Origin of the sequence: Deinococcus aquiradiocola (assembly GCF_014646915.1) — a bacterium.
GTDB lineage: Bacteria > Deinococcota > Deinococci > Deinococcales > Deinococcaceae > Deinococcus > Deinococcus aquiradiocola.
Genome location: NZ_BMOE01000004.1, coordinates 297,237 through 309,100, shown reverse-complemented (window position 1 = coordinate 309,100; position 11,864 = coordinate 297,237). Strand labels below are relative to the sequence as shown.

The following is an 11,864-nucleotide window of genomic DNA, read 5'->3' as shown; positions in this document are numbered from 1 at the left end:
CTGTCGTTCAGCCGCAAGCAGGCCCATCTGGAGATGCTCGTGTGGCTCTTCATCCACCGCTACAACGCCTCATTACCATGACCCCACGACCACGCGGGTATGCGCCAGCCCTCGCTCACCCGCTCAGCGCAGCATCGGTTCGCGCAGCCCGCGCGCCTCGATCTGACGGCACACCCACCCGAAACCCTCCGGGTCCGCCACGAAGTCCACCTCGTCTCCCGGAATGCGCAGCAGCGGACTGTGATGGTACGCGTTCACCCACACGTCGTACAGGCGGTTCAGGCGCTCCAGGTAGTCGTCTGGGATGTCCTGCTCGTACCCGCGTCCGCGCCGCTGGATGCGGCTGCGCAGGACCGGCAGGCCCGCGTCGATATGAATCAGCAGGTCCGGCGTGCGCAGGGCGGGCAGGATGCCGCCGTACAGGCCGCCGTACGTGCGCCAGTCGCGTTCCTCCATCTGCCCGGCCTCGTACAGGTTGCGGGCGAAGACGTTCGCGTCCTCGAACACCGTCCGGTCCTGAATGACGCGCTCGGCGCCGTTCACGAGCGTCAGGTGCTGCGACAGGCGCTTGCTGAGGAAGAACACCTGACTGTGAAAGCTGTACCGGCGCATGTCGGCGTAGAAGTCCTGCAGGTACGGGTTCTCCTCGAAGGCCTCGTAGACGGGCGTGAGACCGTACCGCGCGGAGAGCATACCCGTCAGGGTGCTCTTGCCGCTGCCGATGTTGCCGGAAATGGCGATGTACATGAAACTCCAGGGGTGGACCGGACGGACTGCGAACGCCGGGGCGGGGGCGGGTGGAACGGGGGGCGGCGGGCGGTCCGCCCGGAACTTCAGTCGGCGGCGGAACTCTCGCCGAGCGCCTCGTGAATGCGGGTCATCAGGTCCTGCTCGTGCGCCGGGTCGCCCACGAAATCGATCTCGCCCGCCTCGACGATCAGCAGGTTCCCGCTGTACGTCCGGAAGTACTCGTCGTAGCGGGAGGTGAGGTCCGCGAGGTACGCGGCCTGCATGTCCTGCTCGAAGGGCCGCCCGCGCTTCTCGATGCGGCGCAGCAGCACGTCCGTGTCGGCCCGCAGGTACACCACGAGGTCCGGCGTGGGCAGGCGGGGGCTGAGGTGCGTGTACAGGTCGTTGTACAGCGAGAACTCGTGATCCTTGAGGTTCATGGCCGCGAAGATGAAGTCCTTCGCGAACAGGTAGTCGCCGACCACGCCCTGCCCCCACAGCCCGCCCTGACTGAGCGCCGACAGCTGCTTGAAGCGCGACAGCAGAAAGAACACCTGCACCTGAAACGCGAACGCGGCCGGATTCTCGTAGAACGGGGCCAGGAAGGGGTTCTCCTCGACCACCTCCAGCTTCAGTTCGGCACCGTACCGTGCCGCCAGCCGCCGCGTCAGACTGGTTTTCCCGACCCCGATGGGGCCCTCCACGACCATATACACGCCCGGAATGATAGACCGCCGGACGGCCGAACGAAAGCCCCGGCCCGCCCCGCGCCCGTCACGGGAGGGCGCGCCACAGTTCCAGCATGCCGGACAGCGGCCGGAACCCCAGGCGGCGGTTCACGGCCAGCATCGGGGCGTTCGCGGCGTGGTTGTTGGTCCGCATGGACGTCACGCCCGCCTGCTGTGCGCGCCGCACCAGTTCCAGCTTCAGGGCCCGCGCGAGCCCCTGCCCGCGCGCCCCGGGCAGCACGGCCGTGAACTCGTTGTAGATGCCCGTGCTGATCCGCGTGCCCTGGCACACCCCCAGCCATTCCCCGTCCCCTTCCGGCGTGGGCGGCCCCTGCGCGATCAGCAGCCACTCCGGCAGGCTGCGCTCGTCCCGCACCGAGGCCCGCACCTGTTCCGGCGTCCAGCGCGGCTGTCCCGCCAGGTCCGGCGTCTGCAGGAGCAGGTCCGCGTACATGCCTTCCAGGCGTGCCCAGTCGGCGCCGGTGGCGCGCGTCATGTCGCGCACGCGCACACCGTCCGGCCACTCGGGCCCCGGCTGGGCCGCGCGCAGGTCCAGTTCGCTCGCGAAGCGGTGCGCGTGCAGCGCGAAACCCCGCCGCTCCGCCCACGCGCGGCTGTCCGGGTCGTCGTCGCGGGCGTTCACGGCGAGGCCCGCCGGTCCCTCCCCGGTCCCCTGCAGGCGCTCCACCTCGGCCCGCACCGCGCCTTCCAGGGCGCGACCCACCCCGCACCCCCGCCCGTCCGGCGTGACGGCCAGCGTCACCTGCCGCCACCCGGCCGGGATGTACGGGAACGCCCGCAGTTCCGCCACGCCCACCACCGTCTCGCCCTGCGCGCCGCCCGTCACGGCCACCACGCGCCACGGGGCGCTCCCTTCCCGCAACTCGCCCTGCAGGAAACGTTCCACGCTCAGCGCGTGCCCGCGCGCGAGGTTGGTGAGCCGCACCCATCCCTCCGCGTCCCCCGTCACGTACGGTCTGATGATCGTCATCCGTCCAGGGTACGGCAGCGGCCCTCTCTGGCCCCACACAGTTGAGCGGGACGGCACCCGAAGATGCCGTCCCGCCCGGTCGATGCAGTGTTCAGAGGACCGCCGCAGGCGTCAGTCCTTGCTGGCGAGCGGGTCGGGGTCGCGCGTGGCGAGTTCCCCTTCCTTCAGGTGGTTCTCGTGACGGGCCATGCCGTCACGGGCGGCCTCGTTGCCCATGCTGGCGGTGTTGCCGGTCGGTTGCAGCTTCTCGCCGGTCCCGGCCTCGTTGGGGTTCGTGACGCGGTCCTGCGCGCTGCTGTGGTCGTCGGTCATGCGGGTGGCCTCCTTTTCACGCCAGACGCTGAGTGCCGTCTGCGCGTCCTGCGGGGTGCGGGCGGCCGGGGTGGCCGCGCCCTGAAGTTCGGCGGGCGGGGCACTCACCGCGAACGGTGACGCGCGGCCCGCAGCGGGGACGGGTGACTTCTTCAGATCGACGGGCCCTGCGGGCACCTCGGCCGGGTCCTGCAGGTCCGCGCCCAGCTCGGTCAGCAGGCGCTCACGGGCCGCGATCTCCTCGTCCACCCGCCCGATCTCCGCGCGGATCTCCTCCAGGGACGCGACGCTCGCGTTCCCGTGATACGCGCGGCCCAGGCGGGCGTACAGGGCGTCCAGCTCGCGGTTCAGCTGGAAGATGTCCAGCCGCAGCCGGGCCGCCTGCGCGACCTCCTCGCCGCGCCGCTGCACGCGCTCGCCCGTCTTGCGCAGGGTATTCAGGAAACCGTCAATCATGCGGGTATTGTCCCGCGCCGAGCCGCAGGTTGGATGAAGGGCGCTCCAGCTCCGCCTTTATCCGCACCCGCTCCTGCCGCGCCAGCGCCACCTGCTCCGCCTGCGCTTCCGCCTGCCGCTGCAGCGTGTCGGCCAGCACGCTCCGCAGCCACGGGAGGCCCTGACCGCTCACGGCACTGATCGCCACGCCCCCCATCCGCATGCGCTCCCGGTCGAGCGCTTCCGGGTCGGCGTGGTCGGCCTTGTTGAGCGCCACCACTTCCGGCATGTCGTCCAGGTCCAGGTCCGACAGGATGCGCCGCACCGCGCCGTAACGGGCGTCCGCGTCCGGCGCGGAGGCGTCCACCACGTGCAGCAGCAGGTCCGCGTCCCCGATCTCCTCCAGCGTCGCGCGGAACGCGCGGCTCAGGTCGGCGGGCAGGTCCCGGATGAAGCCCACCGTGTCCGTGAACACCACCGGCCCGATCCCCTCCAGGTACCCCTGACGGCTGGTGGGCCGCAGCGTCGCGAACAGCTTGTTCTCGGCCAGCACGCGCCTCGGTTCCTCGGCGGCGTGCGTGAACGCGTTCAGCAGCGTGCTCTTCCCGGCGTTCGTGTACCCCACGATGCTCACGACCGGCACGTCGTTGCGGCTGCGGTTCTTGCGCCGCTCCTCGCGCCGCACCGCGACGTTCTCCAGCTGCGCTTCCAAGAACGAGATGCGGTCGTTGATGCGGCGGCGATCCAGCTCCAGCTTCGTCTCGCCCGGCCCGCGCGTCCCGATCGCGCCGCCCGCCGCACTGCCGCCCGACGCGCCGATGCGCGACAGGCGCGCCCCCGCCCCCAGCAGGCGCGGTTTCATGTACCGCAACTGCGCCAGTTCCACCTGCAGGCGCGACTCGACGCCCTGCGCGTGCAGCGCGAAAATGTCCAGGATCAGCTGCGTCCGGTCGATGATCTTCAGGCCCGTCGCCGCCTCGATCTCGCGCGCCTGCGCCGCGCCCAGCTCCTGCCCGAACACCAGCGTCTGCGCGTCCAGGTGGTACGCGCGGCTCGTGAGTTCCTCCAGCTTGCCGGCACCGACCAGCGTGCCCGCCTTCAGGTGCCTGCGCGACACGAGTTCCTTGTACACCACGTCCGCGCCCGCCGTGCGCGCTAGTTCCGAGAGTTCCGCGAGGCGTTCCTCGGCGTCCACCTCGCCCTGATCGATCTGCACCAGCAGCGCGCGCTCCTTGTCGGGCGCGGCCTCACGCACGCGGCTCGCCCGCGCGATCTCCTCCTCCAGCGCCCGCACCTGCCCCGCCAGATCGAAGTCCTCCATGTCAGAGGGAGACTTGGGCGGGTAGATGCGCCAGTCCTCCTCCTCGCCCACCGTGCCGGGAGGCGTCAGGTGCGCGAGGTGCACGTTGCCGGGCAGCCCGTCGGGGCGCACCTCGACGGCCGCGACGGCGTCCAGGCGGTTCAGGAACAGCGTCGACAGGTCGTTCTTGCTGAGCCCGCCGCCCTTCGGGTGCGTGTGCAGCAGGTGAAACCCGGACAGGCGCTCCTCGCCGCGGCGCACGGCCGGCAATTCCGCCGCCTTCGCGTCCGCGACACTCACGCTCAACACCCGGCCGCGACGGTCGATCAGCACGCTGATCTCACGCCGGATCTCGTGAGAGAGTTCCGCCAGATTGCGGGCCAGCTCCGGGCTGGTGACGGTTCCGGGCGCGAGACGACGACGGTACAGGTTACCGAGGGATTTCAGCTGCGCGGAACGAAGGCCGGATGTATTGCCCAGTACTTTGTCTATGTCGGTGCTCCTTTGAAGCGGGGACCGCCAGAACGGCGTGCAGGTCCCGGAGAGATTCGTGTTCTCATGTTACCGCTCCCCCATGAACGCAACCGTGACCCCAGCCTGACGGGACCTGAAGATCGCGGGGGGAGGGGCGTCTCAACGCGTCGTCTGAACCATGATGCCCACAGCATGACCCTCCCGCCCCGCCCGCGCATCCGCACGATGGCGGAGGAGGACCGGGCGGGTGATCCGCTCGCTGGGAGCCTACTTCAGGTACGGGGCCAGCCTGGGGCTTCTGGCGACCAGCGCGGGAGGCATCAGGAACAGCTTCTGCCGCGGTCCCTGCATCGCCATGTACCCGCTGAACCGCCCGCCTTCGATGCGCAGCAGCGTCCCAGGACCTTCGGCAAGCTGCAGGGTCCCGACGGCCCTGTACCGCGAGGTGCCCAGGTAGTCACGCAGGGGAGCCTGCGGCCCACCGAGCATCACGACCCAGTAGTCCGGCCCCAGACTGTAGAAGTAGTAGAACGTCAGGTTCTCCGCCTGCAGTCCGGTGGGGTTCTGCCACAGCTGCGCCTGCGCGTCACCCTTCAGGATCCACACGGCGGCATTCTGCGCGCCTTCCCGGGCGGGAATCTGGAGGGTGAGCGTGGCGGGCACCTTCTGCATGACGTGATTGACGATGATGCCGGACAGGTCGGCAGCACCGGCGAACGTGACGAGGGTAGACGCGGCAACGGCGAGGAGGAGTCGGCGCACCGTGAAAGTTTACCGGAGTTCTGTTGTGCCGTTGGGCGCATTTTCTCTCGTGCGCCGTCACGGCCCGCTATGCTCGGGGAATGAATTCCGTTCAGGCGCACCTGATCCTGCTGCTGCACGAACTCGCTCACGGGCCGGAGGTGGGCGCCGGGTACGGGCAGTTCAGCGAACCGGGCGCGGGCCTGCTCCCGGTCCTGGCGAACCTGAGTGCGCGGGAGGCGTCCGTGCCGGTGGCGGCGGGGCGGCCCCCGGTGGCGGCGTTCGTGGCGCACCTGACGCAGCTCCTGACGTTCGCGGCAGGCGAGGCGGACGGCAACGTGACCTTCCCGGACCTGTCCGCGCCGTGGGCGGTGACGGGCGTGACGGACGCGCAGTGGCGGGCGGAGCGGGAGGCGCTGGCGGCGGCGTTCGCGCAGGCGCGGGCCGTGCTGACGCGCCGTGAACTGGACGCGGACGGCGTGAACGGCGCGCTGTCGGCGCTGGTGCACGCGGCGACGCACGCGGGCGCGCTGCGGTTCCACGCGGCGAACGTGGGGGCGCGGTGACGTTCCGGCACGTGCTGTGGGACCTGGACGGGACGCTGCTCGACACGTACCCGGCCACGGACGGGTCCCTCGTGGCGGCCCTGGCGGGGCTGGGCGCGGCCGTGCCGCTCGCGGAGGTGCAGGCCCTGACGCGCCTCACGCTGGATCACGCGGTGGAGGTGCTGTCGCGGCGCGCGGGCCTGCACGTGCCGGACGTGCACGCCGCGTACGCGCGGGAGTACGCGGTGCGCGGGCAGCAGGCGGCCCCGGCCATGCCGGGCGCGGCGCAGGTCATGCGGGCCGTGCGGGCGGCCGGGGGCCTGAACCTGCTCGGCACGCACCGCGACCGGGAAGGCGCGCGCTGGCGGCTGGAGGCGGCGGGCCTGGACGCGCTGCTGGACGACATGTTGTGCGTGTCGGACGGGTACGCGCGCAAGCCGGACCCGGCACTGTTCCGGGCGCTGCTGTCGCGGCACGCGCTGGACGCGCGGGACGTGCTGGTGGTCGGGGACCGCGAACTGGACGTGCAGGCGGGCCGGGCCGCCGGGTGCCGCACGGCGCTGCTGCTCACGCCGGGCGTGACGGTGGCGCACACGGCGGACGTGGAACTGCCGGACCTGACGGCCCTGCTGCAGACCGCCGACACGGCCTGAACCGCACGGTCCCCGCCCCGCGCCACGGGCCATGCACAGGGGTGGGCAATGCAGAACGGACGCCCTGTCTGCGGGCGTCCGTGTCGCTGCTCATGCTCTGATCCTGCGGGTCGTTCTGGCGGAGAGGGTGGGATTCGAACCCACGGTGCAGTTGCCCACACAACAGTTTTCGAGACTGTCCCATTCAACCACTCTGGCACCTCTCCACTCACCTGCGCGCAGGCGAAGCGTAATCTAGCACGCGTTCCCCGGACCGGCAACACGTCCCGCGCGTTCACGGGTCGGGCGCACGCTAGAGTACCCGGAGCATGACCGCCGCGCCCCGCCCGCCCGAACCGCCCACGCCCGTCCCGCCCGCCCCGGCCCCCCGCAAGGCCGGGCGGAACATCGTGGTGGTGATGCTCGGCACGCTCGGCTCGCGCCTGTCGGGCATCGTGCGGCAACTCCTGATCAACGCCTTCCCGGCCGCGCTGACCGACGCGTTCCTGCTCGCGACGCGCGTCCCGAACACCCTGCGCGAACTGCTGGCGGAGGGCGCGCTCGTGAACGCCTTCATCCCGGTGTACAAGTCCCTCGACACGGACGGGCGGCGCTCGCTGGCGCGGGCGTTCAGCGGCGTCCTGATCGCCGTGAACCTGATCCTGATGGCGCTGGGCATCCTGGCCGCCCCGTGGATTGCGGGCCTGCTCGTCCCGCCCGGCAGTCAGATCAGCTTCGAGCTGGTGGTGTACATGACGCGCCTCCTCGTGCCGTTCCTGATGCTGATCAGCCTGTCCGCCATCGCGATGGGCCTCCTGAACGCCGACGAGCACTTCCGCGAGTCGAGCTTCGCGCCGGTCGCGTTCAACATCGCCAGCATCGCCATCCTGCTGCTGCTGCCGCACAGCGGTACGTGGCTCGCGCTCGGCTGGCTGATCGGCGGCCTCGCGCAGCTGCTCGTGCAGCTCCCGTCCCTGAACCGGTTCGGGCTGCTGCCCACCCCGGCGCTCGCCACGCACCCCGCCATGCGGCGCGTCCTGACGAACATGGCGCCGTTCACGCTCACGGCGGGCGCGCGGCAGATCCTGAACTTCTACGTGCAGCGCCTCCTGTCGAGCGGTCAGTACCCGCTCGGTACCGTCACCGGGTACAACAACGCCGAGACGCTCTTCACGCTCGCGAACGGCCTGTTCGTGGTCAGTCCGGCCCTCGCGTACTTCCCGCGCCTGTCGCAGAACGCCGCCGACCGCGACTGGGCGTCCTTCCGCACCCTGACGCTGCAGGCACTGCGGCTCGTGACGTTCCTGGCCGCGCCCACCAGTGCGCTGCTCGTCGCGCTGTCCGGGCAGGCCGTCAGCATCTTCAACCTCAGCCACGCGCTCGACGCGAGCAAGTTCCGGGCGGGCAGCGGCATCCTGGAAGGCTGGGCGCTCGCGCTCGTGCCGTGGGCCGTGAACACCATCCTGCTGCGCACCTTCTACGCCCGCGAGCGCGTGCGGGAAGCCGTCACGGTCTCCGCCGTGGGCTTCGTGGCGGAGGTGCTGCTGTACCGCGTGCTCACGCCCGCCTTCGGGTACTTCGGGTTCGGGCTCGCCACCACCATCACCGGGACGGTCATGAGCGCCGTGCTGTTCATGATGTACCGCCGCCGCATCGGGTTCGCGCTCACGCCGTTCATGCTGCACCTCGCGCGCGTCCTGCCGATCGCGGCGGTGGCGGGCCTCGTCGCGTGGCGCGTCGCGGCGTTCCTGCCGGCCCCGGGCCGCTTCCTGCCCGGCATGCTGGGCCTGGTCGTGGCGGGCGGCGCGGGCGGCGCCGTGTATCTGGCGCTCGCCGCGGCCCTGCGCCTGCCCGAACTGCAGGGCCTGATGAGCCGCGTCCGCCGCCGCTGAACCCGCACGGCGCTGACCCGCACGGGCCGGGAGTCAGCCTGCCGTGTCCTCCACGCGCAGTTCCGGTTGCCCGGCCCCCGCGCGGTCCGCGACGATCGCCTGCGCGACCGTTCCGGCGCTCATGGCCCCCTTCGGCGTGCGGCCCACCTGCGTCCACAGGGGCGTGTCCACGGCGGGCGGCAGCACCAGCGTCAGTGTCCGGCCGCGCGCCTCCAGCCGCGTCACGTCCAGCAGGCGCGCCAGGGCCGCCTTGCTCGCCGCGTACTGCCCGAACCCGCGCGCCGTGACGAGTTCCGGCCGCGCACCCACGAAGTACATGCGTCCACCGTCCGCAAGGTGCGGCAGGCCGTACTTCAGCACCCACATCGCCCCGAAGTAGTTCGCGTTCCACACGCGCCGCACCGCGTCCGGCGTCGCGCCCTGCACCGGTTCCGGCAGGGCTGTGCCCGCCGCGTACACCACCGTATCGAGCGGCAGGGTCAGCGAATCGAACATCGCCCGGATGTGACTCTCGTACCCCAGGTCCGCCCTCAGCGGCGTGGCCTTCAGTTCCGTCGCGAGCGCGTCCAGCCGCTCTTCGTTCCGGCCGCTCAGCCACAGGGCCTCTTCCGGCCATGCGCGCGCCAGCGCCTCACCAATTCCGCCCGTCGCTCCGATCACCAGTGTCGCCATGCCTTACAGCACAGCACACGCGCGTCACGCAGAAGGTGGGCGATCACGCGGAGGGGACGCCCGAACTCACCGCTATCCATCATGCACCTTTTCTGAAGTGCCGTCCGTGCGTTTTCACCTGACACGCTCATGACCCCGTGGGTAGACTGACTCACCGGTAGCGGAACACAACGCAGCACCCGCGGCCGCCCGGTGACGGGTGGTCGGGCCGCGTACTCCCTGCCGGGAATCACTTCAGGAAAAGGGGTGGAATGGTGCATATCTACAAGCTGGCCGGACGAAACGTCGAAGTGACCGAGGCGCTGCGGGACTACGTGGAGAACAAGCTCACGAGGCTCGACCGCTACAGCAGCCAGATCACGGATGCCCGCGTGACCCTCACCGTCCGCGACGTGCGCGACGCGGGCCGCCGCAACCGCGTGGAAGTGCAGCTGAACGTCCCGCACGGCATCATCCGCGCCGAGGAGCACCACGCCGACATGTACGCCGCCATCGACCACGCCTCCGACGTGCTCGAACGCCAGCTGCGCAAGTTCAAGACCCGGTACCTCAAGCAGCGCGAGGACGGCAACGAGGCCGACATCGCCTCCCCGATGTCCGCGCCGCCCATCGACGACGTGACCGAATTCCGGCCCGAGATCGTCCGTCAGAAGAGCTTCGAGATGCGCCCCATGACGCCCGAGGACGCCGCCGCGCAGATGGAGGCCCTCGGTCACGACTTCTACGTGTTCCTGTCCGCCAAGACGGGCGGCTGCGGCGTCGTGTACCGCCGCAAGGACGGCCACTACGGATTGATCGAACCGAAAACCTGAACGTCCGGGCGGCACACAGGAAGGAACACAGGAACCGGAGGGCGCTGCCGCAGCGCGCCCTCCGGTTCCTGTTCGTGCGGGTCCGCGCTACTCGCTGAGGCGGGCGCGGGCGTCCAGTGCGTCCTGCGCCAGCTGCGCCCTGAGGGCGTCCAGGCCGGAGAAGCGCGTCTCGCCGCGCAGGTAATGCCAGAACTTCACCTGTACCTCCTGCCCGTACAGGTCCCCGTCGAAATCGAAGAGGTTCACCTCGAAACGCAGTTCGCGGCCGTCCACGGTCGGGCGGTACCCGACGTTCGCCATGCCGGGGTACGCCTGCCCGTCGATGATGGTGCGCGCCGCGAACACCCCGAGCGGCAGCGCCTTGCCTTCCGGCACGCGGATGTTCGCGGTCGGGTACCCGATGGTGCGCCCCAGCTGATCACCGCGCACCACGACGCCCTGCGCGTCGTAATGCCGCCCCAGGAAGCGCGAAGCGCCCTCCACGTCCCCGGCCTTCAGCATCTCGCGCACCCGCGTGCTCTTGATGTCCTCGCCGCCCAGGCTGTGCATGGGGAGCGCCACCACGTCGCCGCTCACGCCCTTCAGGTCGGCGAGGCCACCCGCGCGGCCCTTCCCGAAGTGAAAGTCCTCCCCGACCACCAGCGCGCGCGGGCGCAGGGTCCGCAGGTCGTCCAGGAACGCTTCCTTGGGCCGCGCCGCGAACTCCGGCGTGAACGGCACGGCGATCACCTCGTCGATCCCGTAGCGGGCCAGCAGGTCGAGCTTCTCGGGCAGGGTGCTCAGAAACTCCACGCCCTGCATCAGGACGCGCGTGGGCGGGTCGAAGGTGTACACCACGCTCGGCACCCGGTAATGCCGCGCGCGTTCCTTCAGGCGCGCCAGCAGCGCCTGATGCCCCAGGTGCACCCCGTCGAAACTCCCGACCGCGACGACCGTCTCGGTGTCGGGCCGCTGGGTGGGGGAGACGTACGTCTTCACGCCTGCACCTGCAGGGCGTACAGGGCCGCCGTGACGGTCGTGGCACTCCCGGTCATGGTGCCGTCCCGCAGGCCTTCCAGCACCGCGCGCGGCTGCAGCCACTCCACCTCGATCTGCTCGTCGTCGTCCATCGGGAGGCGCGACTCGCGCAGATTGGTGGCGTGATACAGGTAGATCTGCTCGTCGCTGAAGCCGGGACTGGAGTAGTACCGCGTCAGGAGGCGCATGTCGCCGTCCAGGCCCGCCTCCTCCTGCAGTTCGCGGCGCGCGGCCTGCTCGGGCGTCTCGCCGTCGTCGATCAGTCCGGCAGGCGCCTCGACCGTGTCCGTGCCGATGGCGCGGCGCGGCTGCCGCACGCACAGCATCCGGCCCTCGCCGTCCAGCACGAGGACGCTGACGGCGTCCCGGTGCCGCACGATCTCCCACTTGCCGTCCTGAAGTTCCAGTTTCACGATGTGTCCGTCGTAGAGAACTGCGGTGCTGCCGGGCGTGTCGCTCATGACGGCGAGTGTAGAGCATTTGCCGTGCAGGCCCGGCCCGGATACGCGCACAGGAACAGGCCGCCGCCCGGTGAGGGGCAGACGGCCTGTTCCTGTGGTTCGGGGATGACTTTGCGGTCGCTC

The 11,864-nt window shown here is 70.6% G+C and carries 13 protein-coding genes and 1 tRNA gene; 4 read left to right on the top strand and 10 right to left on the bottom strand.

Translation table 11 applies throughout. The features are described 5' to 3' along the window. Nucleotides 1-123 precede the first annotated feature (123 nt). From IEY33_RS08735 to IEY33_RS08710, 6 genes are all read right to left on the bottom strand, one after another. A complete protein-coding gene (locus tag IEY33_RS08735) occupies nt 124-747 on the bottom strand; it encodes a deoxynucleoside kinase (RefSeq protein WP_188962355.1) in 624 nt (207 codons plus the stop codon). A gap of 86 nt (nt 748-833) precedes the next feature. Further along, complete coding sequence (locus tag IEY33_RS08730) at nt 834-1,445, bottom strand: deoxynucleoside kinase (protein WP_188962353.1); 612 nt, start codon at nt 1,443-1,445, stop codon at nt 834-836. A 58-nt stretch (nt 1,446-1,503) separates the two neighbouring features. After that, nucleotides 1,504-2,448: a GNAT family N-acetyltransferase gene (locus IEY33_RS08725; RefSeq protein ID WP_188962350.1), complete on the bottom strand. Its 945-nt coding sequence runs from the start codon at nt 2,446-2,448 to the stop codon at nt 1,504-1,506. Nucleotides 2,449-2,559: 111 nt separating this feature from the next. Beyond that, entirely contained in the window at nt 2,560-3,216 is a 657-nt protein-coding gene (locus IEY33_RS08720; protein ID WP_188962348.1) for a hypothetical protein, read from the bottom strand. After that, nucleotides 3,209-4,987 (bottom strand): GTPase HflX, encoded by a 1,779-nt coding sequence (gene hflX, locus IEY33_RS08715; protein WP_188962441.1) that lies wholly within the window; start codon nt 4,985-4,987, stop codon nt 3,209-3,211. Before hflX ends, IEY33_RS08720 begins: the two co-directional genes overlap by 8 nt. 249 nt (nt 4,988-5,236) lie before the next feature. Further along, nucleotides 5,237-5,731 (bottom strand): hypothetical protein, encoded by a 495-nt coding sequence (locus IEY33_RS08710; protein ID WP_188962347.1) that lies wholly within the window; start codon nt 5,729-5,731, stop codon nt 5,237-5,239. An 80-nt stretch (nt 5,732-5,811) separates the two neighbouring features. Here IEY33_RS08710 and IEY33_RS08705 point away from each other — a divergent pair, with 80 nt between their 5' ends. Together IEY33_RS08705 and IEY33_RS08700 are read left to right on the top strand one after the other, a co-directional pair. After that, nucleotides 5,812-6,276 (top strand): hypothetical protein, encoded by a 465-nt coding sequence (locus IEY33_RS08705; RefSeq protein WP_188962344.1) that lies wholly within the window; start codon nt 5,812-5,814, stop codon nt 6,274-6,276. Then, complete coding sequence (locus tag IEY33_RS08700; RefSeq protein ID WP_188962342.1) at nt 6,273-6,908, top strand: HAD family hydrolase; 636 nt, start codon at nt 6,273-6,275, stop codon at nt 6,906-6,908. The genes IEY33_RS08705 and IEY33_RS08700 overlap by 4 nt, the downstream gene beginning before the upstream one ends. 116 nt (nt 6,909-7,024) lie before the next feature. Here the strand turns inward: IEY33_RS08700 and IEY33_RS08695 are convergent. Next, a tRNA-Ser gene (locus IEY33_RS08695) sits at nt 7,025-7,114 on the bottom strand. A gap of 102 nt (nt 7,115-7,216) precedes the next feature. On the opposite strand from IEY33_RS08695, the gene murJ reads away from it, so the two are divergent. Continuing rightward, nucleotides 7,217-8,779, top strand: a complete 1,563-nt coding sequence (gene murJ / locus IEY33_RS08690) for a murein biosynthesis integral membrane protein MurJ (RefSeq protein WP_229670883.1) — start codon at nt 7,217-7,219, stop codon at nt 8,777-8,779. A 33-nt stretch (nt 8,780-8,812) separates the two neighbouring features. On the opposite strand, the gene IEY33_RS08685 is transcribed toward murJ, so the two are convergent. Continuing rightward, nucleotides 8,813-9,451 carry an SDR family NAD(P)-dependent oxidoreductase gene (locus IEY33_RS08685; RefSeq protein WP_188962340.1) on the bottom strand — a complete coding sequence of 213 codons (639 nt, stop codon included), beginning with the start codon at nt 9,449-9,451 and terminating at the stop codon, nt 8,813-8,815. Between the two features lie 254 nt (nt 9,452-9,705). Between IEY33_RS08685 and hpf the strand changes: the two genes are divergently transcribed. Further along, the gene (gene hpf, locus IEY33_RS08680; protein WP_188962435.1) at nt 9,706-10,263 is read left to right on the top strand and encodes a ribosome hibernation-promoting factor, HPF/YfiA family; all 558 of its coding nucleotides are present in this window, start codon (nt 9,706-9,708) and stop codon (nt 10,261-10,263) included. Nucleotides 10,264-10,350: 87 nt separating this feature from the next. Here hpf and ribF read toward each other — a convergent pair whose 3' ends face one another. Continuing rightward, nucleotides 10,351-11,241, bottom strand: a complete 891-nt coding sequence (gene ribF / locus IEY33_RS08675) for a riboflavin biosynthesis protein RibF (protein WP_188962338.1) — start codon at nt 11,239-11,241, stop codon at nt 10,351-10,353. Further along, the gene (locus IEY33_RS08670; RefSeq protein ID WP_188962335.1) at nt 11,238-11,741 is read right to left on the bottom strand and encodes an NUDIX domain-containing protein; all 504 of its coding nucleotides are present in this window, start codon (nt 11,739-11,741) and stop codon (nt 11,238-11,240) included. The genes ribF and IEY33_RS08670 overlap by 4 nt, the downstream gene beginning before the upstream one ends. Between the last annotated feature and the right edge of the window lie 123 nt (nt 11,742-11,864).